Genomic DNA, 25,481 nt, shown 5'->3' with positions numbered 1-25,481 from the left:
CTCCAACTGCTGGCCTGCGAGGGGGCCGGCCTGTGAGGGGCCGTTCCTCCCTTAGCCTTGGGCGTGCAGACCGTGCGCCTGATGTGGGCCGACCAGAGAGCTGGACCTGAAGTTGGACGTTTCATCAATGCCGAGCACTCCTCGGAAGGACGGGAGCATGATCGGCCTGTTCTGGGTGACCGAGGAAGACGTCCACCTGGGGCTGCCACCAGCCGCGCGGATGACAGGCGTATCCATATCCCCCAGCGGGGTGCGACGCGTCGGCCCTGATGAACGCGTGTGGACGTGGCCGGAAGTGACGGACCTACAGGTGGACCAGGTGCCGGTCCGCTCGGCCGTGGTGCGGTGGGCGACCCGCGCCGCGACTTTCGCCGCTGCCGCCCTGGACGCCTGGGTTCCCGGCACTCCCGCGGAGATGACCGTGGCGGTGAGCTCGGGTACGCACCGGACCGAAGTGCCGGTCTTCTCCGCTGCGGCCACGGCGTACACCCAGCGCGAAGTCGACCTCTCGCACGCGCTGCTCGCCCACTTCGTCCGGGGCACCGCATCGCCCGCCCTCCTGACGGACTGGTGGAAGGAAACCCGACCGGTGGGAGTCCTGCGGTCGCGTCAGCGCGAAGACCTCCTCGAATACTGGGCCGCCCCGCTTCTCTCGTAGCCCCGCAGCAGGCGAGGCCGCGCCCCGTACTTCCTCAACAGCGCCCACCTGCGCGGCAACCGGGCCCCGCCCGGTGTTTGAATACACCGGTGATCAACGGCATCGAGCGGCTGCGCGTCTTCGTCAACCCAGAGGGGCGCCACGGCAACATCCTTGCGGTGGTCCGCGATGGCGCCGCGGTCCCGGACGAGGCGTCGCGGCAGGCTCTGGCGCGGGAACTCGGCTTGAGTGAGACGGTGTTCGTCGACGACATGCAAACCGGGGCCGTCGACATCTTCACTCCCGGCTTTCGCCTGCCTTTCGCCGGCTACCCGCTGATCGGCGTGGCCTGGCTGCTCGCACTCGAACACCTCATCCTCCCGGTCGGCAAGGTCGCCGCCCGTCACGAGCACGGTCTTACCTGGATCACCGCGCGAGCCGAGTGGGCGCCACAGCGGACGCTGAGACAGCACGCGTCCGCCGACGTCGTCAGCACACTCGCCATCCCCGAGCCAGGTGAATGGATCTATGCCTGGGCCTGGGAGGACGAGGAGGCCGGCCACGTCCGAGCCAGGGGCTTCCCCGGCCGGGGTGACGGCATCGACGAAGACGAAGCCACGGGCGCCGCCGCCTTGCTCCTCACCCATCAGCTGCAACGCCCGCTGACGATCACCCAGGGCCGCGGATCCCAGCTCCTCACCCGGCCGCTACCGCATGGCCTGATCGAACTCGGCGGCAGGGTGTGCACCGAAACAGAGCCGCCCACCGCGCCGACCGCCGCCACCGATCGATAGCAGAGGTGCCGTCCAGTCCAGGGGCCTCGTACCAGGCACGGTTCGGGCCCTCCCGGACGCATGGCGAAGAGCGAGGCACGGGCCTTCCCCGTCTGGCCGAACGGCCAGCGGCGAGGTGATCTCCGCGACCAACTGCCGCGCCTCGTAGGTCTCATCGGCCGCCTCATGATGGGTGAGAGGCGGCAGCCGCACGGCCTCTCGCGCCTTGACACGCGTGAGGGGCCAAGGGGGTCATGAAGTCCTCTCGGCGGGTTCGGCCGCCGTTCCCGTCGCGGTGTTGACGGCGTTCGCCACCTCCCGCACCCATGGTGTCCTGACGACCCCATAGTGCGTGGTGTCCAGCTCGTGGAAACCGTCGAGCAGCGTCAGCCGCTCCTGCCACAGCCGCCGTTGCTCCTCCGGGGAGCCCAGCACCGGCAGACCGTCCACCGGGTGGGATGCGAGCCACAGGTGGCTTGGCGTGCGGGTGAGCCGGGGTGGCTGGTGGTGGGCCATGGCGGCTACGTTGGCCCGGCAGCAGCGCGCCAGACGTTCGGCGTACGCCAGCGCCTCCGGGCTCGGGCCGGTTCCGGTGCGGCGCTCGTCCGTGCCGTCCTGTCCGGGGCCGCTGTGGCTCAGCTCGTGTGCGAACACCGCCGCGTACCGCGCTTCGTCGTACGCCAGGAAGTGCGGCGCGGCGTTCGGCGGGGGTGGGTCGAGGAGTTGGAGCCCGGCGGCCGGGTGGCCGGCTGCCTCCGCCTCTGCGGCCACGGCGTGTGCCACCCAGGCGCCGAACGACCAGCCCGCGAGGTGCCAGCGCCACTGGCCGTGCGGGAAGCGTGCACCCAGTGCGGCGTGGTAGTGACGGGCCCGCTCGGCCAGCGACCAGGAAGGCCGGTCGGGGGTGCGCAGCGCGGGGTCGGCGATCAGACAGACCGTCAGGTGCGGGTCGAGGCCCGACACGAGTGCACGGTACGCCTGGACGTCACCGCCGACCGGATGGATCAGGCACATCACATCGCTCCCGGTGCCCTCCTGCCACACCTCGACGGGCACCTGGTCCGCAGGGGGAGCCGCGCCGGGATCGGCGGCCTCGGTCTTCTCGATGAGGGCCAGCACGCCGTTGAGGCTGATGCGATGGCCCAGTTGGGAGAGTTCGAGGACGACGCCGTAGTGCTGCTCGACCTTGGCGACGAGGTCGAGCATGGTCAGCGAATCCACGCCGTGGTCGTACAGCGAGACCGCCGGATCGATCTCGTCAAGCCCCAGCCAGCCGCACAGCCAGCCACTGAGCCGGGCGGCGATCGCTTCCGGTCGTGCCGCGACCGCGTCCTGCGTGACGTGCGCGCCCCTTGCGCGGGACGCCGTGTTCGGCGCGGCCGACGGAGCGTAGAAGGCGCGGGCCCGCTCGATGTCGGTGGTGGACACCAGAAGGTGCGGAAGCTGGAGCTGCATCGCCCGCGCGAACAGCCGCTGCCCCTCCTTGACCGCAAGACCGACCGCGAGGTGTTCCTGGTGGCGGGCGTCCGACCGCAGGGCGTCCCGGGCCATGCCGACCTCGCTCCAGATGTCCCAGCTGATGCCGATCCGCAGCGTGGTGGCGGTGTCGGTGGCGGTGGCGTCCGAGCGGTACCGGGCGAAGCCGTCAAGAACGCCGTTCGCGGCCGCGTAGTCGAACTGGCCGACCCCGCCGTACTGCGCGGCCATCGATGAGCAGTACGCCGCGAAGCCCGGCCGGTAGTGCTCGATCAGCCGCTCGACCAGGAGCGCGCCGCGCAGCTTGGCGGCCGTGGCCCGCCGCATCGCCACGGAGTCGCGCCGGGAGATCAGGCCGCCGCCCGCCGAGCCCGCGGCATGCACCACGCCGTCGATCCCGCCGGCTCCTGAGGTGTGCGAGGCGACCCGGGCGAGGATCGCATCGAGCGGGTCCTCGGCCAGATCGGCTTCGACCAGCTCGACGCGGTCCGCCCACTGCGCGAGATCCTCGGGCAGCCGCGCGCTGCGGGAGAGCAGCACGACCCGGCACTCGGAGTGCGCGAGGAGCCACGCGGCCAGGGAACGGCCGATGCCTCCCGTGCCGCCGATGACGAGATACGTGGCCGGCGCGGCGGGCAGCGCAAAGGGCGCGGTCGCGACGGGGGCGGGCACGGGCAGCAGGGCCTGCCGCCACCAGTAGCCGTGCCGCAGCGCGAGGCGCCGGGGCAGTTCCGTCGCGGCGTCGGCCCCGGAGAGCAGCGCCGCCAGCGCCCCACTCCAGTCGGCCGGGTCCGCGACGGGCAGGTCCACCCAGTGTCCTGCGAGGGCACACTCCTGTGGCGCCACTTCTCCGGCGCCCACGAGCAGCCCCAACTCCGGGCGGCGTACGGCGTCTTCGGCCGGCTGCGTCCCGTACGAAAGCCACCAGGTCCGCAGCCGCACCGGCCGCGACGACTCGCCGACCGCCCGCAGCAGGGCGGCCGGGGTGTCCAGGCACGCCCAGCGGGCGCGCTCCATCGCCTCCTCGCCGATCGGGCCGGCCACGGACAGCGGAAGGGCGTGCAGCCAGTCGACTGCGACCTCGTGCGCGTCGGTCGACGCGGGGGCCAGCACGTCGAGCAGCTGCCGTACTGAATCGGGGTCAGTCGGGTTCAACTGATAGATGTCGTGCGCTAGTTGGGCGAAGGCGTCCGCAGCGCTGACGCGTACCACCCGGTCGTAAGCCGCTTCGAAGGGGGCCAGCGTGTCGGGCGGCAGCGGGGTGGCGGTCATCGCCACCAGCACTCCCGCTGTTCGTGGCCCGGCCGCGGTGACGGCACGGCTCAGCCGGACCCAGTGCGGCTGGTGCAGCCAGTCGGCCTCGGGCAGGCGCTGCGGCCTTCCACCGTCCTCGGCCGGGGCGGTGGCGCGTTCGAAGTCGTACTCGGCGAGCGCGAAACTCGGCGGCGGCAAGTCCCAGGGGGCCTGCGCGGCTCCGGCGGGCCAGCGGACCGGCCGGCCGGCCAGCCACGCCGTCACCACATCATCGGCCGTGTGCTCCTCGGCGCGGCACTCCTCCCCGCGCGCCGCCGCCACCTCGACGCCGGACACCGTACGCAGCCAGGCCACCGCTGCGGACGCGTCGGCGCAGACCGCCGCGGCCCGCAGGCGGCGCGCGGGCCGCCCCGCCTGGAGATGGCGGAGCACCAGGGCGTACGTCTCGGGCCGTGCCTGAAGGTAGTCGGCGATGCGGGCGGCGTCGGCGCGCAGCCCGGCAACGCTGGTGCTGGACAGCAACAGGCAGGCAATGAGGGGTAGTTGGGGATCGCCCTCCTCCCGTGGTTCGTCCGCTTCGAGCACCAAATGGGCATTGGTGCCGCCGATGCCGAAGCTGCTCACCGCGGCCACCCGGGGCCGTCCCGCGGGCCAGGGCACGGCCGCGGTCGGGACGAAGAACGGCGCCGTGTCGGAGCCGATCTGCGGATTGAGCGCACGGAAACCGACGTTGGGCGGGATCAGCCCGTGATGGACGGCGAGTGAGGCCCGTACGAGACCCACCACTCCCGCCGCGGCGCCCAGGTGGCCGATCTGGCTCTTCACCGAGGTCAGGGCGCACCGGTCGGCCTCGGCCAGGTCGAACGCCTGGCGCAGCGCGCCGACCTCGACCGGGTCGCCGAGCTGGGTGCCCGTGCCGTGCGCCTCGACGTACCCCAGGTCGGCGCTGTCGCGGCCACTGCGGCGCAGCGCGGCGCGGATCACCTCGCGCTGGCCCGGCAGCGAGGGTGCGCTGTAACTGAGCTTGCCCGCACCGTCGTTGTTCAGTGCCGATCCCGTGACCACCGCGTACACGGTGTCGCCGTCGCGCCGCGCGAGGCGCAACGGCTTGAGCACCACCACACCGACACCGCTGGCGCCGATCGTGCCGTCGGCGTCGTCACTGAACGGCCGGCAGTGACCGTCCCGGGAGAAGATGTGCTGCGGGCGGTACGCGTAGCCGTCCGTGAGGAGCGTGTCGACGAGTACGCCGCCCGCCAGCATGACATCGGCCTCGCCCTGACGCAGCAGGCCCGCCGCGACGTGCACGGCGACCAGTGAACTGGCGCACGCTGCCTGCACGGTGAACGCGGGGCCCGTCAGATCGAGGTGGTAGGCGACCTTGGTGGTGAGGAAGTCCTTGTCGTGGTGGAGCGCCAGCTGGAAGCCGTCCGGCAGTTGCTCCGGTTCGGCCTCGCGCAGCAGGGACTGGAAGTAGGTGTTCTCGCCGCAGCCGGCGACGAGCCCGATGCGCTGCCCGGACGGGTCCGCGATCCCGGCATGGGCCAGCGCCTGCACGGAACTCATGAGCAGATGGCGCTGCTGCGGATCCATCAGCCGCGCCTCCTGGCGGCTGATGCCGAAGTGCTCGGGGTCGAAGGAGAGGAGCCCCGACATCTGACTGCGGGCGCCGACCAGTCCATCGGCCGCCTCGAAGTGCTCCACACCGCGTGCGCCGGTGCGCACCATTTCCCAGAAGGAGGCGAGGTCGTCGGCGCCCGGCAGCCGTACGGCCATGCCGATGACGGCGATCGGTTCGTCCGCCGCGGCGTGCGGAGGACGGCCCGTGTCGGTCGTGCACCGCGCACCGTCCAGGAACCCGGCGAGGCGGCGGATGGTGACGTGCTCGAACAGGTCGGGGACGGCGAAGCGCAGATCGGGCTCGGCGGTGCAGCGCAGCTGGAAGCGCATCAGATCGAGGCTGGAGGCGCCCGCGTCGAAGAAGCGCTCATCGGGTGCGACGGTGCGGCCGAGCACCTCGCCGAGCAGTTCGGTGAGCCGGGCCTCGCGTGGCGACAGGACCTGCGGGTCCGGGGAGGCGGATGACGGCAGTTCGTCACCGGGCGCGGTCAGGGCCGCGCGGCGGTCCAGTTTGCCGCTCGGTGTGAGCGGCAGCCTCGCCAGGCGCCGGAAGCGGTCGATCCGTACGTATGGCGGCAGCAGCGGCGCCAGATGGCGTGTCAGCTCCGCGCCGGTGGGGCCCGGAGCCGGGGCCTGGGCTGTGGGTGTCGCGCCGAACTCCAGGCAGGCAACGAGGCGTTCACCGTCCCGTACCACCACCGCGTTGACGACGTCGGGGTGGCGCAGCAGTGCCGCCTCGACCTGGCCCAGTTCCAAGCGGTGGCCGCTCAGCTTGATCTGTTGGTCGTCGCGGCCCTGATAGTGCAGCAGGCCGTCCCGGTCGAAGCGGGCCAGGTCGCCGCTGCGGTAGAAGGTTCCCAGGCCGGGCAGGTCGACGAAGCGCTCCGTGTTGAGCCGCGCGTCGCCCAGATAGCAGGGCGCGGCCATCGGGCCGCCGATGAGCAGCCGGCCGGTTCGGCCCGGCGGTAGGGGTTGGTCCGCCTCGTCGACCACCCGGAGCCAGGCAGCCGTCACCGGCCTGCCGATGGCCGGGCGCTCCGGCCACTGCGCGGGGTCGCCCTCCAGACAGAGGCCGCTGACCACATGGGTCTCGGTCGGCCCGTAGTGGTTGAACAGGCGGGCTCCGGGCAGCCTGGCGAACCAGCGGCGGATGGCGTCGGTGCACAGCAGTTGCTCGCCCGCGGTGACCACTTCGCGCAGCCGGGAGGGGTAGCGGCCGAGCCGTACGCCGTGCTCGGCGAGCAGGTTCAGGGCCACGTACGGCAGGAACAGGCGCTCGGTACCGGCCGCTTCGAGCTGGTCGAGCAGCGCGGGCGCGTCGTGGCGCCACTGCGGGTTCACCACATGCAGCGCACCGCCGCCGCACAGCGTGGTGAAGATCTCCTGGAAGGAGACGTCGAAGGACAGCATGGAGAACTGCTGAGTGACGGCGGGGGCCCGCAGGTCCCCACAGTCGCGCTGCCACTGCAACAGGTTGCACAGCGTCCGGTCGGACACCTGTACGCCCTTGGGGGTGCCGGTGGAGCCCGAGGTGAACAGCGTGTACAGCGGACGCAGGCCGTCGTGCGGCGGCAGGGCGGGGACGGCCGCTGGAAGGCGGTCCATCGAGGAAACCGGGTGACGCGGCAGACCGCTCGGTGCGATGGCGTCGAGAGCGTCCGCGTCCTGAGGGGCCACCAGTACGCACAGGGGCTCCACTTGGGACAGGATCTGCCGCAGCAACTCCTGCGGATAGGCGGGATCGAGCGGCACGATGGTCAGGTTCAGCCGGGCCAGTGCCAGCAGCGCCACCACGTGCTCCGCCGATGGCTGGAGGTACAGGGCGACACTGCGCGGGTCGCTGTCTCCCGGCTCCAGCGGGTGGAGTCGCTGGAGCTCGGCGGCGAACGCGCCTGCCCAGGCGTCGAGTTGGGCGTACGTGAGCGTGCGGCCCGCGTGCACCAGCGCGGGCGCGTCGGGTGTGCGCCGCGCCTGAAGGGCGAAGCCCTCGGCGACCGTGGCATGGGCGAGGGGTGCCGGCTCGGCGCGTCCCGGCTCGGGCAGTTGACGGCGGAACGGTGCCACCAGCTCGGACAGGGGACGGTCGACGCCGTCGGCGAGCGCCTCGATGCCGCGCTCGAACAGCGCGGCCAGCGCCGTCACTTCGGCGGCGTCGAAGTGGCCGGCGTCGTACTCCCACAGGCAGTCGAAGCCCGTCGCCCGCTCGACCACCGTCAGGGTCGCAGGACACTTCGCGTCGACCGGTGCCCGCCACTGCGGACGGACGTCGCAGCCGGGCAGCGCCAGGGTGTCGTAGTCGGTGTTCTCCAGGACGAACATGAAGTCGAACGGCGTGGTGCCGGCCGGCCCTGTCAGATCGGCGACGACGTCGGCGAGGACGACGTCCTGGCGGTCCAGGACGGCTTGCGTGGCGGCGCCGTACCGCAGGAGCTGGGAGCGCAGGTGCTCGCGCGGGGCCACGGCCAGGGGGAGCAGCACGGTGTTGGCGAACATGCCGATGCTGGACTCGAAGTCCTGCACGGGCCGGTTGGCCACCGGCGCGGCGATCCGGGGCCGGGTGCGGCCCGTCACCCCGTACAGGCTCCAGGCGTAGACGCCCAGGAGGAGTTGGAAGCGGGTGAGTCCGAGGTCGCCGCAGAGCCGGTCGAGCGCGGTGCGACGGGCCGTGTCGAGGGAGGTGTGCAACAGCCGCCCCGTGGGGCCGTCCGACGGGTGGACCGGCTCCAGGGGAGCCGGGTCCGCACCCGCCGGGTCGTGCAGCAAGTCGGCGTACAGGGCTGCCAGTTCGGACCGCTGGGAGCGATAGGCGTCGCGGCTGAACCACTCGGACTGCCAGCGGGCGTAGTCGAGCGGCGTCGGCGCCGGTCGCGTGATTGCCTCTCCCGCGCTGCCGACGGCTGCCGCGTAGTCGGCCGACACCTCGCCGAACAGCACGTTGAGCGACCAGCCGTCGACCGCGATGTGATGCATGCGCAGATACAGTTCGCCGCCGCCCGGACGGGGCAGCCAGCACGCCTGGAACAAGTGGGGCCGTGCCAGGTCGAAGGGCGTGGCGAACAGCCGGTCGGCGAAGGCTCTTCGCCCTGCCGCGTCGCGGAGGGCCGCCGCCGGGGGCTCGGTCCACGGGTCGTACGGCTCGTTCACCGTCTGGAGCAGCCCCTCGGGCGTGGCGGTGAAGGAGGTGCGCAGCGCGGGGTGGCGGGCCACGAGGCGTCGCAGCGTGTCGCGCAGCGCGGTGGTGTCGACGGCGCCCTCGACGCGGAAAACCATCGGCACGCTGTACGCGAGGGACGCCGGATCGCGCTGCTGTAGGAGCCACAGCCGCTGCTGCTCGGAGGTGGCGGGCGCGGTGCGCGGACCCGCCGCTTCGGTCGGCGCCGGTGCGGGTATCTCGGGGTAGGGGGAAGGGGTTGCCTCCGTCGCTGCCGCCAGCTCGGCGAAGTCGGCCCGCAGGACCAGGGACGGCGGCAGTTCGCAGCCCCAGAGACGGCGCGCCTCGAAGCGCAGCCGCAGCGCCTTGAGCGAGTCGCCGCCACAGGCGATCCAGCGGTCGGTGAGGTGCAGGCCCTCGGTGTCCAGGATCCGTTCCGCGAGGGCGAGAACCTCCCGCTGCCGGGCGGTGCGGACGGCACGGGTTGGGGCGGCTGTGGTGCGCCGCCAGGGTGTGACGTGGCGCCGCAGCAGGGCCTCCCGGTCGACCTTGCCGTTGGCGTTGAGCGGGAACTCCTCGACCAGGTAGGCCCGGTGGGGGCGCATGTACGCGGGCAGGGCGGCGTCCAGGTGCCGGTGGAAGTCGTCGAAGGTGAGCTCGGAGCCGGGGATGAGATAAGCGAGCAGTTCGTTGACGCCGTTTCCGTCACGGCGGGTGCACACATACGCCTGGCGCACCGCGGGGTGCGTCACGATCCGGCGCTCCAGCTCGCCCGGTTCGATGCGGAAGCCCCGCACCTTGACCTGGCGGTCGGCGCGCCCGACGTACTCGACGTGCCCTGTGGCGTCGAGCCGGACCAGATCGCCGGTGCGGTAGTGGCGCACCGGCGTGCCGTCGGGCCGCTCCAGGGTGACGAAGCGGCGTGCGGCCTCCTCGGGGAGGTTGCGGTAGCCGATCGCCAACGCCTCACCGGCCAGGCACAGTTCGGCGGTCTCGCCGGGCTCGGCGGGACGGTGACCTTCGGCCAGCACGAGGGCCTCGGTGCCCGGCAGCGCCCGCCCGATGGGCACCACATCGCCCGCGAAGTCCCGGGGCACGGGGTGACACAGCGCGAACGTGGTGGCTTCCGTGGGGCCGTAGACGTTGTAGAGCTGGGTGGCAGCGGTGACATTGGAGGCGTACCAGCGGCGGATCAGTCGGGCGTTCAGCTGCTCTCCACCCACCAGCACCTGGCCGATGCCGGCGAAGCAGTGCGGCACCTGGTCGACCACCGCGTTGAACAGCGCGACGGTGACGAAGAGGGTGTCGATGCGCAGCCGCTCCAGTTCGGCCGCCAGGACGTCGGGTGTCTGCGCCGTTTCGTCGTCGACGATCACACAGCAGCCGCCGGTCAGCAGCGGCACCCAGACCTCGAAACTGAGCGCGTCGAAGGCGGGGTTGGACAGGCACGAGTAGCGGGCGCCTTCAGGCAGAGCGATGTAACCGGGCTGGGCGAGGCGCAGGATTCCGGCGTCCCGCACCTCGACGCCCTTGGGCAGCCCTGTAGTGCCCGAGGTGTAGAAGACGAAGGAGACCGGTGCGGCGCCCTTCGGCACGGTGTGCGGGTCCGACGCGGTCAAGTCCACATCGCCGCAAAGGAGTTCGTTGACCGGCAGGGGCCGCACGCCCCTGGGAAGTCCCTCCGGTGCGACCGCGCCGTGGAGCACCGCCACGCTCGCCGAGTCGGTCAGGATGTGGTGTTGTCGCTCGGTCGGGCTCTGCGCGTCCAGGGGAACGACCACCGCGCCCAGGCGCAGGATCCCGAGCATGGCGCAGACCAGCTCCCAGGAGCGCGGCAGACAGACCGCCACCGCCTGTCCCGGCCGCACGCCGTGCCGGTGCAGGGCGTCGGCGACGGCCGCGCTCGCGGTGTCGAGGCGCGCGTAGTCCAGGGTGTGTTCGCCGTCGATGACCGCGGGGGCGGACGGGTGGCGGCGAGCGCGGTGGAGTACGGCGGCGGCGAGACCGGGGTCGGGGAAGTGCGGTGCGGCGCCCATCAGTTCTCCCGTGCGGAGCCGGCGGCGGTCCGTGTGGTGGTCTCCCGAACGGAGCCGGCGGCGGCGGTCCGTGTGGTGGCCGGCAGCGGGCGGGGTTCGGCCAGGCCCGTCAGCTCTGCCTCGATCGCCGCGGCCACCCGCAGTACCGCTTCGGACTCCAGCATCTCCCAGTGGTCACACCGCACCCGCTCCACCAGGTAGTCGCCTTCCGCGCGACGGCGCCAGAAGCCCCGCACCTCCTCGAGCAGGGGTCCCGGCGCGCCTTCGACGGCCTGCATCAGGACCGTGCGCGCGGGTGTCGGTGCCGGTATGTGGGAGGCGGCCGTGAGCCGGTTGTGGTTGTAGATGTGGAAGTACTGTGCGATCTGCCGGTCCTCGATGCCGGGGTACATCCCGTTGAACTTGACCAGCTTGTCGCGGAACTCCGCCATGTCCACCGGCGCGACGGCGGCGCGGCGCCCCGGATCGTCGGTGCCCTGCGTGTCGAGCAGCACCACGCTCACTCGGTCGTGCCCCGCCGCGGCGAGGAGGCGCCCCATCTCGTGGGCGACCAGACCGCCGTACGAGAGGCCCGTGAGGACGAGCGGTGCGTCGAGCAGCGGGGTGAGGAGTTCCACGTACGAGGCGGCCATGGCCTCGACCGTCGGCAGGAACGACTCACCCGGGTTGACGCCCGGCGACTGGATGCCGTGGACGCCCACGGAGTCCGGCAGCGCCTTGGCCAGCGAGAGGTAGCAGAAGGCGGTGCCGCCCGCCGGATGGACGCAGACGACCCGGGCGCCCCCATCTCCCGCGCGGAAGTCGAGAAGGTTGCTCGGCGGCGCCCCCGACGCGCCCCGGCGCAGCCTTCCGCCCAGATCCTCGATGGTCGGGTGCAGGAGGACGTCGCGGACCGACAGGTCCTCGCCGAAGGCCTCCCGGACCGCGTGGGCCAGTTTGATGGCGGAGATGGAGGTGCCGCCGATGTCGAAGAAGTCGTCGCGGATGCCCATCTCGGGCCGCAGTAGCAGGTCCTGCCATATCTGATAGAGCGTCAGCTCGATGTGGTCGCGCGGAGTCGCCTGGTTCACCTGGGCGGGGAGGCTGGTGTGCGCCAGAGCCAGAAGCGCCGCGCGGTCCAGCTTCCCGTTGTCGGTGACCGGCAGCCTCGGCAGCTCGACGAAGACCGCGGGGATCATGTGGCCCGGCAGGCGAAGGGCGAGCGCGGCACGCCACTCGGCCACCCGCCGCGGCGCCGCGTCGCCCACCCCGACGGCGGCCACCAGCCGCGGTTCACCGGCGGCGTCACGATCGGCGAGGACCGCGGCTTCGCGCACGCCCCGCTGTTCGAGGAGCGTCGCCTCGATCTCGCCCAACTCGATCCGGAAGCCGCGCAGTTTGACCTGGTGGTCGCGGCGGCCGACGTAGAGCAACTGGCCGTCGGGCAGCCAGCGGGCGATGTCACCACTGCGGTACATGCGCGCGCCGGGCACGAACGGGTCGGGCACGAACCGCTCGGCCGTCAGCTCCGGCCGGTTCAGATAGCCGCGGGCCAGGCCGGAGCCGGCGATGTACAGCTCGCCCGCGACACCGATCGGCACCGGCCGCAACCGCTCGTCCAGCACATACATCCGGGTGTTGGCGACCGGGCGGCCGATCGGCGCCTGGCGCGCCAGCGGCTGCGGGTCGAGATGTGCGGTGCAGTACAGCGCGGTCTCGGTGGGGCCGTACCCGTTGAGCACGCGCAGCCCGGGCAGGGCCTGCTCCATGCGGTGCAGCGCGTCCTCGGGCAGCGGCTCCAGGCCCGTGCGGACGCAGCGCAGCGCGAGGCCGGCCAGCCGCTCCTCGGGGGCCTCGCAGATCCACCGTACGAAGGAGGGCGGCAGCAGGATGTCCACGATGCGGTGCTCGCGCATCCAGGCGGTCAGCGTCTCGGGGTCCTCGCGCACGTCCCGCGGTACGAGCTGGAGCACGCCGCCCGTGGTGAGCGGCAGCAGGAACTCCTGCACCGAGGCGTCGAACGCGAAGCTCGGCCACATCGCGGACGGCAGCCCCGGCGTCGCGCCGAACTCCTCACTCCAGTAGTCCAGCAGGTTGAGGATGCCCCGGTGGGTGGCGGCGACGCCCTTGGGGTGGCCGGTCGACCCCGAGGTGTATATGACGTACGCGAGGTCGTCCGGCCGGAAAGACGTCCCGGGCGCGTCGTCGCGCGGGGCGTCGGCCTCGACGGAGGCGAGCCGCAGCCAGGGAGTCGACGGCGCGTCGTCGTCGGGACCCGGGGCGGTGTCGTCCTGTGGCCTCGCGCTCGGCGCGGGGGCGCCGTCCGTGTCGCCGAGGACCAGCACGGCCCCCGAGTCGGCCACCATGCCCGCGAGGCGTGCGTGGGGGAGCGCGGGGTCGAGCGGCAGATACGCGCCGCTCGCCTTGAGCACGCCGAGCATGGCGACCACCAGGTCGACCGAGAGGCTCATGTGCAGCCCCACGACCCGGTCGGTGCCTACGCCCCGGGCGATCAAGGCCTGGGCGACGCGGTTGGCACGCCGGTCGAGCGTCGCGTAGTCGAGCCGCTCGGCCTCGTGAACCACGGCGACCTGATCGGGCCGCTCGCGCACCCGCACCTCGAACCGCTCCACGAGCCCGGCGGGGTTCGGCACGAGCTCGGTGTCGTTGAACTCCACCAACACCTGGCGAAGCTCCCGCTCGTCCAGGAGCGTCAGGGAGGCGACGGACTGGTGCGGGTCGTCGGCCATCTGCCGCAGTACGTGCAGCAGTTGACGTACGTGGCGCTCGGCGGTCGCCGCGTCGAAGAGTGCGGTCGCGTAGTCGAGCTCCCCCGTGACGCGGCCGTCCCGCGCCGTGAGGCAGAGCGTCAGATCGAACGCGGCGGTGAAGCGAGGGAACTCCAGCGGCACGCTCTCGACGCCGGGCAGCTCCAACGTTTCCTCGGTGGCCTTCTGCCAGGCCAGCATCGCCTGGAACAGGGGGGTGTGCCCAAGGTTCCTGGGAGGGTTCACCGCTTCGACGACCTGCTCGAAAGGCAGGTCCTGGTGGTGGAGCGCCGACAGCGTGGCCGCATCCGTTCTGCGCAGCAGGTCCGCCACCGTCGGTTCGCCCGACAGATCGACGCGCAGGGCGACGGTGTTGACGAAGAAGCCGATGAGGCCTTCGAGTTCGGGGCGGGTCCGGTTGGCCGCCGGCGCCCCGATCACCACGTCCTCTGTGCCCGCCAGACGCGAAAGGGTCAGCGCCCAGCCCGTCAGCACGGTCTTGAAGAGGGTGCTGCCGTTCTGCTTGCCCAGCGCCCGCAGCGCGGCGGTCAGCTCCTTGTCGATGGCGACGGGCACCTGCGCGCCCCGGTAGTCCTGCTCGGCGGGACGCGGCCGGTCCGTGGGCAACTCGAGGAGCGCGGGGGCACCGGCGAGGGCCTTCCGCCAGTAGGCACTCTGCCGCTCCGTGGCACCCTCGGAGAGCCACTGTCGCTGCCAGGCCGCGTAGTCGGCGTACTGGACGGGCAGCGGCAGCAGCGGGTCGCCGGCGCCGGACGTGAACGCGGCGTACACCGCGCCGAGTTCCCGGTTCAAGACGGACATCGACCAGCCATCACAAACGGTGTGATGGAGCGTCAGAAGCAGTACGTGCCGTTCGGTGCCCAGCATCACCAGACGCCCCCGGGCCAACGGCCCGCGCTCCAGATCGAACGGCGCTGAGGCTTCCTCCCGTTGCAGGATGGCGAGTTGTGCCTGTGTATCGGGTGCGCCGGTGAGGTCCGCGAAGGCGAGGGGAAAGCCCGCGTCGGCGGGACCGACCCGCTGGAAGGGCACGCCGGCCACCGCGACCAGCCGAGTACGCAGCACCTCATGGCGGGCGACGAGCGCGTCCAGCGCCCTGCCCAGCGCCGCTCGGTCCAATGCGCCGCGCAGCTCCACCGCCATGGGCATGTGGTAGGCCTCGCTCGCGCCCTGCATCTGCGACAGGACCCATAGGCGCTGCTGCGCATAGGACAGCGCCAGGGGAGTGGTCCGGTCGACGGGCGGCACGGGTCCCGGTCGCGAGGATGTCGTGCCGGGCGATTCCGGGGTGGAATGCCGCAATTCCTGATTCGCGGGCAAGGCCAGCTCTTCCCCTCTGTGGGATTCCTCTTCACAGCCGTGACCTGATATCTGTCTCAGCGGGTCTTTCGAGCGTCAATGCGCCCACGCAACGCACTGAATGGTCCTGAACTGAGCACGTGAGGTGCTGCGGGAGTCGGTGCGGAAGTGGGTGCGGGAGTTGGGGGATTCCAGGGGGAATTCCGGCGCATGGTCCGATGAGCCGTACACGGGCGATCGCACGGCCGAGTTGCTGACCGACGCCGGTCCCCCGAGCGGTGGTTGAGATGATTGATCAGTGCTTCTGACTCTGTCAATGGCCGTCCGTCCGGGTGCGCCACCCTGCCACGCCGCTGACCGGGCGTTCTGCCCGAAAGGGCCAGAGGGAAGGTACGGAAGGGCAAGGTGGCCGACGGGAGATTGCATTTCGGATGCCCCTGAGGCAGGTTGAGGCGCATCTCTGAACTCGGGTGACAGGGCTGGCATTTACATGTCCCCGATGCTCTTCTCGAAGCCCCTTTGTCTCGGTAGCGTCGTCGGGAATTCCTCCGGAAAGGCGTGGAGGAATTCCGGCATCACGGGTCCCGGTGAGTGCTTGGACCGGTCCCGGCGCCTTTGCCCCCGGCCGGGTGGGCGACCTTGCGGTGCTTGAGGCGCGCGTAGGGCGGGGGGGCGTAGAAGGTGCCGTCGCGGAGCGGGGTGAACAGGCGGCGTTTGCAGGGCTTGCAGGGCGCCACGCTGGGGCGATGGCGACCGTTCCCGGGACCTCTGAGGGGATGCCGCCAACCGGCACCGCCCGCTGACTCCGACATCGCCTCCGACGGCTTGACGCAGGTGTGCACCGCGTATGGTGTGGGCGGGCGCGGTGAGATCACAAGGAGTACGTGTGACCGTCGTCAGTCTTGAGCAGCACGCTGTTCCCGCCGACTCGGGAGAAGTGACCCTCCTGATAGCCCGCCGGGTGGAACCCGGCTACGAGGCCACCTTCGAGCAGTGGGCCAAAGGCATCCTCGAGACCGCGGCCACCTTCCCCGGCCACCTCGGCTACGGCCTCTTCCGTTCCTCCGGCGGAGACGCGCCCTGGTTCCTCGTCCACCGCTTCCGGGACGCCGAGGCATGCCGCGCCTGGCAGGAGTCACCTGAGCGGGCCGCCTGGTTCGCCGACTGCGAGGGACACCACCACACCGAGATCGCCCGGCGCAGGCTGACCGGCATGGAGACCTGGTTCGCCAAGCCCGGCTCGACCCGGCCCGCGCCACCGAGGTGGAAGATGGCGATCAGCGCGACCCTGGCGATCTACCCGATCTCCCTACTCGGCAGCCTCTTCCTCACTCCCCACCTCGCGTCGCTCCCCGTCCTGCTCGCCAGCGCGATCGTGGCCTGCGTCTTCAACGTGCTCATGACGTACGTGGCGATGCCCGCCGTGAGCAGAGTCCTGCGCGGTTGGCTCATCCCTAGCGGCTGACTGTCACGCGGGGCTCGCCCGATCGCCTTGCGGATGAAGAGTCCGGATGCCCGCACATCGTCTTTCGCAGCACGAGAGTGGCTGGCCGGAATCGCATCTCAGGTTCTCCTTGCGGAGGCACTGACCACGGTTCATCCCTGCGACAGCACGACACAGCAGCGGGTAGCAGACGCTTCCTCCCGTCAACGTGCGGACCTCCCGACCTGGGGAGATGAACAGGGCCCTGTTATCGTGCGCCGATGTCAACGATCAAACAGTTCCAAGTGACCTTCGACTGCGCGGAGCCCGCGCGCCTCGCCGCCTTCTGGTGTGAGGTGCTGGGGTACGTCGTACCGACGGTCCCGGAGGGCTTCGCCACGTGGGAGGAGTACCACCTCTCGCTGCCGCCCGAGGATGAGGTCTACTTCGCGTGCGCTGATCCCTCGGGTGCGGCCCCGCGCTTGCTCTTCCAGCGAGTTCCCGAAGGCAAGATCGTCAAGAACCGGGTGCATCTCGATGTGCGGATCGGCACAGGGCTCGTGGGTGATGAGCGCCTGGCCACACTCGAGGCCGAATGCGCACGCTTGATGGCACTCGGCGCGAAACACGTGCTGACGCAGCGTGCCGATGGCATCAACGAGTCGTGCATCACGATGCAGGACATCGAGGGCAACGAGTTCTGCCTCGCCTGACTTCCTCTGAGACCCTGCGAGGTGGCAAGCCATCTCCGGCGGATTTCTCAGGGCCGCGTGCGGCCGGAGTCACCCGTGAGAGCGAGGTTGTGTAGGCGGGCAATGCCGTGCATCGCGTGGCGCACACCGTCGCCCCTCAGGCGGCAGACGCGCAGGATCTTCCAGGCCGGACTCGGCCCATGCCCGGCAGTCGTTGCGGTTCCCCGGCAGAGGCCGACCGACCACCACGACCAGGCGGGTGTCGGCGTCGATGACCACTTGGTGGTTCGTCGAGTAGCGATAGTTCTTCGACTGATCAGCGACCTAGTGGTAGCGGGTGGGTACCAGCGTCCCGTCCACGATCAGCACCGCGTCCTTGGCGGAACGCCTGCGCGGGGCCGGCGCGAGCCTGGGGCCGAGGTGGTTGATGACGCGATCGGCGGTGGACTTCGACACTCCGAAGAGCAGCGCGAGTTGGCGCAGGGTCACGTTGGTGTGCCAGTACGCGGCCACGAGTAGCACCCGGTCCTCCAGGGACAGTTTCCACGGCCGACCACGGGCCGGCACGTCGCCGCCCTCGCGGCGCAGCTGCTTCATCAACTTGAAGAAGACACGCGGGCTCAGTCCGGTGAACGGGGCTATCCAGGACAGGACCGCACTGGACACCGTGCGTGGCGCTTGCCTCCGGGCTGTCCGAAGCAGTGTCACTCCTCCGACCTGATCGCCTGAAGCGTCAAGGTTTTTCTCGCTACTCCCAGCGGAACCGATGAGTTTGTGGCCCCCGGTCGGTCCAAGCTCGTGACACCTCAGAAGGGACACCACCATGTCGGAGCTTCTCGTCGACTTCATCACCTCCCTCGACGGCTACGCGTCGGGCGAGGGATGGCCCGGGTTTTGGGGCCTTGAGGGCCCGGAGTACCTCGCATGGCTCGGCGAGCAGCCCGAGGTCACCTATCTGATGGGAGCCAACACCTACCGGCTGATGTCGGGCTTCGCCGCAGGCGAGGTTCCGCATGGCCAAGACGAGTTCAGGCCCGAGGAGGAGGCGTCGGTCGACGAGCTCACTCAAGCGTCCAAAGTGGTGTTCTCCTCCGCACTCGATGAGCCGCTGACGTGGGCCAACTCCAGGCTCGTCCGCGGCGACGCCGTCGAGGCGGTCCGCGTCATGAAGGCGAGCGGCTCGGGGCTCCTCAGTACGATCGGCAGCCTCAGCTTGTGCCGGTCCCTGCTACGGGCCGGGCTCGTCGACCGCTTCCGGGTCGTGATGTTCCCGGTGATCACCGGGGCCACGGGCGAAGAACGCATCTACGACGGCTACCCGGACGTTGCCCTCGAGATGATCGAGCACCGCACCTTCGACGGCCGCATCCAGCTGGTCGAGTACAAGCCCCGCGTGCTCGAGCACCCGCCGCTCGGCGTCCCTGCGTGACGTCGTCCCGTCCGCCGGTCTGGACGGCCGCCAAGCCGACGCCGGCGGACGGGGGACGAAGTGGTAGATCGAGCCGAACGGCGCGTCCGGCTCCGTTGCGATCCGCTTCAGGCCGGTGGCCGGGTAGCCGTGGGGGCGGAACAGCACCCTGGCGGCGCCCTGGATCCTGCCTCGCGGGTCCGTTTGTCCCATTGCCTTCCACCCCTTTTCCCTCCAAAGTCACAGGGGGAACGCTCTATCAAGCGGGGGTCGGGATGCCGAGAATCACGTTGTCTTGCGGACCGATCGACTACGAGGACACCGGCGGTGAGGGGCCAGTGCTGGTGTTCGGCCACGGTCTGCCGATGAACGAGACCCAGTGGCGCAAGGTGGTCCCGCTGCTGGACGGATACCGCTGCGTCCTGCCCACACTGCCCATGGGTGGCCACCGTCAGCCGATGCACCCGGATGCCGACCTGTCCCCGCGCGGTGTCGCCCGGATCGTAGGGGAGTTCATCGAGCAGCTCGGTCTGGGCCAGGTGACCCTCGTCCTCAATGACTGGGGCGGGGGCCAGTTCCTGGTGTCGGAAGAGCCGGGCCGGCACATCGCGCGCCTGGTGCTGGTGGCCTGCGAGGCCTTCGACAACTTCCCCCCGGGGCCGGCCAAGGCCATGGCGCAGATGTGCAGGGTTCCGGGCGGCGTCTGGTTCCTGACCCGCCTCATGCGCGTTCCCGCCATCCGCCACAGCCGCGGCGGTTACGGCGGGATGAGCCTGCGTGGGGTCCCGGACGAGATCATGGACGACTGGTTCGCTCCCGCCACCCGCAGCAGAGCCATCCGCAGGGACTTCGCCAAATTCGCCACCGGGGCACCCGGACGCAAGACCTTGCTCGCCTGGAGCGAGCGACTTCGTGACTTCGACCGCCCGGTACTCGTCGTCTGGGCGACCGAGGACCGGATGATGCCGCGTGAGCACGGCCGCCGGCTGGCCGAGCTGTACCCGCAGGGCCGACTGATCGAGATCGCCGACTCGTCCACCCTCATCCCGGAAGACCAGCCCGAACGACTCGCCCAGGTACTCACCGACTTCTTGATCCAAACAGGAGCAGAACCGGTCCGACACGCCTCCTGAGCGCGGGAATTGGTTGTCGGCGACCCCACCAAGCAGGGGCCGGTCGGCCACCGCCTCCCGTGCACCGTCCGGGACGGCCTCGGCTGCGGGCCTCGCGGATGCGAGATCGGTGGTGTCGCGCAGCAGCATCGCCGATTGGCACACCTCGCGCCGGGGTGTTCGGCCGAGCGGACCGTACTGGGCCGAGGAACGGCAACCCAACGGCCTTGCCTCAAAGCCCCGTTCACGGCCGCGAGTTCGTCCCGCTCGGCCCTCACCTGCGCCAACGGGTTGACCGGGGCAGCCCGGTGGGGCCGGGCTACTCGCCGAGGGCTCGGGTGGGCGGCGTGCGCCGGGCGGTCGTCTCCGCGCTGTGCCGTGCGGTGATCCGCCGTGTGTCCGGCCAGCGCACGTCGTGGGCCCAGCCCCACCGCTCGAACCGGGCGATGAGCCATGCCGTGAGGTCGGGCTGGCCCGGCAGGCCGCCGTGCCGGGCGCTGTTGGGGTCGGCGTGGTGGAGGTTGTGCCAGCCTTCGCCGAAGGTCAGAAGGGCCACCCAGGCCACGTCCCGGGACTGGTCGCGGGTGCGGTAGTGCCGGTTGCCGAAGGCGTGCGCCACGGAGTTCACGGACCAGGTGACGTGGTGGACGACGGCATAGCGGACCAGGCTCGCCCACAGGAGGGTGACCGCCGCCGCCCTCCAGTCGCGGGTCACCGCCAGGACGAGCGCCGGAGGGAGCCCGAGCGAGACGGCCATGGTGAGGGGGTAGCAGCGGTCCAGGCGGCGCACGTCGCGGTCGGCGAGCAGATCGGGCGCGTACCGCGGGTAGTGGGAGCGGACCGGCGACGACGCGAACCAACCCACCTGGGCATGCCAGAGACCCTTGAGCAGGGCCCGTCGGGTGGTGCCGTACTTCCACGGCGAGTGCGGGTCGCCCTCCCGGTCCGCGTACTGGTGGTGGCGCCGATGCTCGGCCACCCACATCGTCACTGGCCCCTCCAGGGCGAGCCCGCCCGCGATGCCCAGGGCGATCCGCAGGGGACGTTTCGCCTTGAAGGACAGATGGGTGAAGTGCCGGTGGTAGCCAGCCGTGATGCCCATGATGGACAGGGCGTACATCCCGGCGCCGAGGACCGCGTCGTACCAGTGCGGCCCCCAGCCGCCGGCCAGGGCGGCGGCCAGGGCCAGGGCCAGCACGGCAAGTGGTCCGACGACGAGCGTCAGCAGGTACCCGGTGCGCAGCGGGAGGCTGACCGGGACGGTGTCGGGAAGCGGGGCTCGCGGGCCTTCCGCGCGGTCGAGGGAGGCGGTCACGGCGTACCTCCCACGAGTGGGGAGGAAGACCCTCCCGGACCCGGACGCGGACGCACAAAGGACGGTGCTCTCACGAGCGGGGGAGTGGAGAGAGTCATGTGGGGCGATTATGCGGAAGAGATATGCCCTCGGAGCTCAGGCGCGGCGGCCGCGGCGGATCTTGGCGACATCCTCTACCTGGATGGATGAAGGTGCGGGCCGGGAATCTCTGCCCGACGATGGGACCCGTGACCCCGGACCCGGGACCCCGGACCCGGGACGCGTTCCGCGGGCACGGGCCCCGGTCGGCACATGTCGTCGTACGCGCGAGACGTGCCGCCGTAGGTAGTCGAGGGAGGGAGCGAGGGATGCGAGCGGACGGCCACGCACCCGGACGGCCCACGCCGGACGGAGAGGACGATCGGGAGTTGCTGCGCCGGTGCGCGCGGGACGTGGTCGAGGCCGCTGAAGGCATCCGCGCGGTGTCCGCGCGCACCAGCAGCGCGCTGTTCGCACCGCCCCTGACCGCCTCCGCACGCCGGCGGCCCCGCACCGGCCTCGCCGCCCAGTGGGCGCTGCTGCGCGCTCTGACGAACAAGCAGGGCCTGGGTGGCTCGGCGATCACCGCGCCGAAGGGCATGGGACAGGTGCTCGGCGCGGCGGGGGAGGTGCTGGGTCGGGAGAGCCTCGCCGCGTTGGTCGCCGTCACCTCGCTGCGGCTGAGAATCACCGCCGTGCTGATCGACCACCCCGAGTTCGAACGCGACCCCGGTATGCGCCGACTGATGGTCGCGGTCACCGCCGACCGCGACCTGGAGGCCGTACGGGCCCTGCGCGCCCTGTTCCGGGACCAGGGCGCCCAGCGCGCGCTGTCCGGACTCGCGCCGCTGATGGCCGAACTCCTCGCCATCCGCGCCCTGTTGGACGAGGACCCCCAGAATGACGAGACCGGCTGGGCGCTCGCCGCCGGACGGGAGCTGTCGGCGGACCCGCTGCACGGCATCAGCGCCGCCCATCTGGCGGCCATGGACAAGGGGGAGGGCGCCGCCGAGCCGGTGGACCTCTCCGACCAGGAGCAGCAGCTGATCGCCACCGAGGGGTCCTTCCTCGGGTTCCTGGGCAACATCGAGGCGCTCCGCACCGACGGACGCATCCTGGTGCAGAACGTGCGTGGCCCCGACGGCGTCGTCCGCTACGTCCTACAGGCACCCGGCATGGCCCCGGGACGCCCCCGCAACGACTCCCCGCAGGACTTCATCGGCGCTTGGCGCAACCTGTTCATGGCCGACTCGCCCTACACCCGCTCGATCCTGCTGGCCCTTGCGGACTACGACATCCCGCGGGGAGCCGAGCTCGCGCTGATCGGGCACAGCGAGGGCGGCATCGCACTGATGAACCTCGCGCAGAACGAGGAGTTCTGCCGCGCCTACCGGGTCACCCATGTGGTGACCGTCGGCTCGCCGGTCGACAACAAGAAGCCCGCCGATCCACGCACCTGGGTCGCGAGCATCACCAACCAGCACGACATCGTCCCCGTCCTCGACGGCCGGGGTGCGGGCGCCGCGTTCGACCCTCACCCGAACTGGTACGAGGTCGACTACACCGGCCCCACCCACGAGTTCCCGCTGTGCCACATGCTCCGCGAATACATCAAGCACCTCACGTCCGTCATCCCTCAGGCCCGTGAAGACGTGGACCAAGCGCTCAGTGCCTACCGCGGCGCTGTCGTACGCAGCCAGGTGTACCAGCTCAAGGACCGCGCCCGCCCGCCGGAGGGGTACCCCTTCCTCACCATGCCGACCAGCGCCTTCCCCACGACGGCCGGCCCGGTCGATGTCCCCGTGCGCTACTACGACTCCTCCGCCGCCCATCTCTGCTTCGCGGTCCGCCCCGATACGGCACGCACGCTGCTGCCCGACGTCACCTGGATGTCCCCCAGCCGACTGCCCCGACGGGCCCTGGCCGTGCTGTCGCTGTACGAGCACCGTTGCACCACGATCGGCCCGTACACGGAGATCGCCCTGTCCGTTCTCGTCGACGACCTGTGGCGGCCCCGTCCCTACGATGTCGCGGCGGACCTGCTGCGGCGGGTGGACCTGCGCCGCACCGGTCGATACGTCCTGTCGCTCGCCGTGACGAGCGAGGAGGCCCGGATCGTCGCCCAGGAGATCTGGGGCCAGCCCGCGGTATGCACGGCGGCCGAGACCGACCTGATGGGCCGGCACATCACCGCCCGCGCCCCAGGCCTCGGGCTCGCCGTCGAGGGCCGGCTCGGCCCGGGCGTGCGCTGCCTGGAGGCGGACTGGTTGCTCTACGGCCGCCGCAGCGCCAGCACCGTACGCACCCTGGTCCGGGTCCACGGCAAGCTGCGGCTGCACCCCGGCCGTGGAGTCCGGCTGCGGCTGAACAGTGCGGCGGCCGGACCGCTCGCCGGTCAGCTGCGCGAACTCGGCATCGACGGGGCCCGCCCGCTGTTCGTCCTGAGCTGCCCCCAGCTCATGCTGCACCGCAGCGCGGGCGCCGTCCTGCCACGCTGAAGTCCCGTACCGCACCGAACCGAGTGGGAGCCGCCATGGTGACCGAGTCCCCCCGAGCAGCCGCCTCCGCTTCCGACGAACTCCTCGGCAGGGTACGTACATTGCGGCAGGACGCCGACCTCATGGGGGAGTACGCGCGCCGGCTGCTCGCCACCGCCGCCACGCTCAGCGGCTGCCCGGCGGCGCCCGAGTGGAGCCGGGCCGCCCTGGAGCAGCAGGCCGCCGCGTGCGTCACGGCGGCGGAGCAACTGCGCACCGCCGCCGATGCGTTGCTCGTTCACGTCCGCGGCTGAACCGCGCGGGGCGGCCACGGGGCACTGTGGCGGCGCGCCGCGGGACGCCCCGCTCAGCGGGCCGGGGACCGAGTGTCGCCCGCGGCGCTGCCCAGCGACACGAGGTAACGTCCCGACTCCTCCGGCAGGTTGCGGTGCACCAGGTCCGAGAAGCTCCTGGTCTCCCGGACCACCTGAATGCCCTCCTGCGAGAACGTCGAGGGAGCGAACAGGCGGGGCGCGAGAAGCGGGTTGTTCAACGCCTCGGAGAACGCGTCGACGGAGATGATCCGTTCGAGGAGCCGGCCGAAGATGGCGCCGGGCTCCGGCTCCTCCGCGAACAGACCGACGTACAGGTCGATGCCGTCGACACCGCCGTACAGGTCGAGCAGTGCCTCCTGGACCCGGGAGTCACCGGTGATCTGCCGTGGATGGGTGACCGGCGGGAATCCGTAGTGGACGCGGTAGTCGTTGTACGACGCCAGCCGCAGCTCCCGGCCGACCGCGACGGAGCGCGCCTCGATGGGCAGCAGGAGCTCGTCGGTGTTGAACAACCCCGAAAGACCGGCGGGTTGTCGTGACAGATCGTCGAACAGCGGCCCGAGGCCGCGATCGAGGACGAGCTGCCCGTTGGCGATCGTCCGGGCGAGCGGCAGGTCCTGGCCCGCGATCCGGTAGGTGGACGGGATCAGGCTGTGCCAGCGGTAGACGAGGCTGAACTCGATCGTCGCCCAGTTCTCCCGGTGCCACACTCCGCGGTCGACGCGTACCGGGTCGAGGACGAAGCCGAAGTGGTACGGCGTGATGTGGTTGATGTACTCCTCCAGCATCACCCGGATCATCATCACGATCAGGGTGTTCCGGGTGGTCTGGAAGACACGCTCGTCGTCCCACTCCGGGTGAGCGGCGCCGAGGAGGCCGGCGACCCGGTTGTGCTCGCGCAGGAACAGGACGTTCAGCGCCATCGGGCCGACGTGCGCGTGCACACGATCGCCGCCGCATGCGAAGAGTGTGTCGACGCAGTCCTTGGGCACCTCGTCGAAGCGGACCGGCCGGATGGCTTTGAACTCGTCGAGGATCTCGCCGTCCCGGCACAGCGCGGGCGGGAACTCGGCTCCGTCCATCATTCGGCTCTTCAGCCTGCCGCCCTCGAAGGTACGCAGGCACGCGGTGACCTCCTCGCGGTCGCCGTAGAGCTGGCACATGTCCAGGGTGTGCGGGGAGTCCGTGCGGCGCGGGTCGCCAGTGGCGGCGTGTCCGCGCAGGAAGCCGTCGGTGAACCACTGCGCGAACGCGGGCAGCAGCGCCGTGGAACGCGCGCAGTACTTCCCCTCGCCCTCGCGGCGGAACAGCTCGGCGACTTCCTGCGGGGGCGGCATGCTCCCGGGCGGTCCGGCCGTCGGCGGCAGGTGGCGGCCCACCCAGGAGCGGTCGGTGAGAGAGTCCCAGGAGGTGTACGGGCTCTTCGTGCTCAACGGCTCCGGGCGCGGTGGCGCTTTGAGGACCGCCAGGTCGGTGAGGGTCGAGTTGAGCCTGCGGTGCAGCCACCTGCTGCGCTGGGCCGCCTGCCACACCGGACGGTAGTGGGTCAGCAGATGGGTCTCGAACCGGTTGCGCCGGCCGTCGCGGGACCTGTCTCGGGCTTCCTTGCGCGGCGCCGTCCGGCCCTCGGTCTCGCGAGACGTGGCGGTCATGGGTCCTCCGGGTGCGCGGGGCGGTGCGGTGGGCG

At 71.2% G+C, this 25,481-nt stretch carries 12 protein-coding genes and 1 pseudogene; 8 read left to right on the top strand and 5 right to left on the bottom strand.

The genetic code is table 11. From position 1 onward, the window contains the following. Positions 1–157: 157 nt before the first annotated feature. Complete coding sequence (locus DWB77_RS02710) at positions 158–658, top strand: hypothetical protein (protein ID WP_120719695.1); 501 nt, start codon at positions 158–160, stop codon at positions 656–658. Between the two features lie 92 nt (positions 659–750). Next, positions 751–1,431 (top strand): PhzF family phenazine biosynthesis protein, encoded by a 681-nt coding sequence (locus tag DWB77_RS02705; RefSeq protein WP_120727276.1) that lies wholly within the window; start codon positions 751–753, stop codon positions 1,429–1,431. Between the two features lie 231 nt (positions 1,432–1,662). On the opposite strand, the gene DWB77_RS02700 is transcribed toward DWB77_RS02705, so the two are convergent. Together DWB77_RS02700 and DWB77_RS02695 are read right to left on the bottom strand one after the other, a co-directional pair. Beyond that, positions 1,663–10,947: a non-ribosomal peptide synthetase gene (locus DWB77_RS02700; RefSeq protein ID WP_120719694.1), complete on the bottom strand. Its 9,285-nt coding sequence runs from the start codon at positions 10,945–10,947 to the stop codon at positions 1,663–1,665. After that, positions 10,947–14,963 carry a non-ribosomal peptide synthetase gene (locus DWB77_RS02695; RefSeq protein ID WP_281279972.1) on the bottom strand — a complete coding sequence of 1,339 codons (4,017 nt, stop codon included), beginning with the start codon at positions 14,961–14,963 and terminating at the stop codon, positions 10,947–10,949. The genes DWB77_RS02700 and DWB77_RS02695 overlap by 1 nt, the downstream gene beginning before the upstream one ends. A 937-nt stretch (positions 14,964–15,900) precedes the next feature. Between DWB77_RS02695 and DWB77_RS02690 the strand changes: the two genes are divergently transcribed. Together DWB77_RS02690 and DWB77_RS02685 are read left to right on the top strand one after the other, a co-directional pair. Beyond that, complete coding sequence (locus DWB77_RS02690) at positions 15,901–16,479, top strand: antibiotic biosynthesis monooxygenase (protein WP_120719693.1); 579 nt, start codon at positions 15,901–15,903, stop codon at positions 16,477–16,479. A 239-nt stretch (positions 16,480–16,718) separates the two neighbouring features. After that, positions 16,719–17,150, top strand: a complete 432-nt coding sequence (locus DWB77_RS02685) for a VOC family protein (RefSeq protein ID WP_120719692.1) — start codon at positions 16,719–16,721, stop codon at positions 17,148–17,150. Between the two features lie 47 nt (positions 17,151–17,197). On the opposite strand, the pseudogene DWB77_RS02680 reads toward DWB77_RS02685, so the two are convergent. After that, positions 17,198–17,795, bottom strand: a pseudogene (locus DWB77_RS02680) (helix-turn-helix domain-containing protein). Positions 17,796–17,952: 157 nt separating this feature from the next. On the opposite strand from DWB77_RS02680, the gene DWB77_RS02675 reads away from it, so the two are divergent. Further along, on the top strand, positions 17,953–18,558 hold the full coding sequence (locus DWB77_RS02675) for a dihydrofolate reductase family protein (RefSeq protein ID WP_120719691.1): 606 nt from the start codon (positions 17,953–17,955) through the stop codon (positions 18,556–18,558). A gap of 254 nt (positions 18,559–18,812) precedes the next feature. Continuing rightward, entirely contained in the window at positions 18,813–19,670 is an 858-nt protein-coding gene (locus DWB77_RS02665) for an alpha/beta fold hydrolase (protein ID WP_120719690.1), read from the top strand. Positions 19,671–19,968: 298 nt separating this feature from the next. Here the strand turns inward: DWB77_RS02665 and DWB77_RS02660 are convergent, their stop codons facing one another. Beyond that, a complete protein-coding gene (locus DWB77_RS02660; protein ID WP_246033373.1) occupies positions 19,969–20,964 on the bottom strand; it encodes an acyl-CoA desaturase in 996 nt (331 codons plus the stop codon). A 347-nt stretch (positions 20,965–21,311) separates the two neighbouring features. On the opposite strand from DWB77_RS02660, the gene DWB77_RS02655 reads away from it, so the two are divergent. Both DWB77_RS02655 and DWB77_RS02650 read left to right on the top strand, forming a co-directional pair. Further along, complete coding sequence (locus DWB77_RS02655) at positions 21,312–23,480, top strand: acetoacetate decarboxylase family protein (RefSeq protein WP_162952376.1); 2,169 nt, start codon at positions 21,312–21,314, stop codon at positions 23,478–23,480. A 35-nt stretch (positions 23,481–23,515) separates the two neighbouring features. Further along, entirely contained in the window at positions 23,516–23,773 is a 258-nt protein-coding gene (locus tag DWB77_RS02650; protein ID WP_120719688.1) for a hypothetical protein, read from the top strand. 53 nt (positions 23,774–23,826) lie between these two features. Here the strand turns inward: DWB77_RS02650 and DWB77_RS02645 are convergent, their stop codons facing one another. Then, on the bottom strand, positions 23,827–25,446 hold the full coding sequence (locus DWB77_RS02645; RefSeq protein ID WP_120719687.1) for a peroxidase family protein: 1,620 nt from the start codon (positions 25,444–25,446) through the stop codon (positions 23,827–23,829). Between the last annotated feature and the right edge of the window lie 35 nt (positions 25,447–25,481).

This window comes from Streptomyces hundungensis (genome assembly GCF_003627815.1).
Classification (GTDB): domain Bacteria; phylum Actinomycetota; class Actinomycetes; order Streptomycetales; family Streptomycetaceae; genus Streptomyces; species Streptomyces hundungensis_A.
The sequence above is the reverse complement of the archived record's forward strand: the minus strand, read 5'-3'. Positions and strand labels throughout refer to the sequence as shown.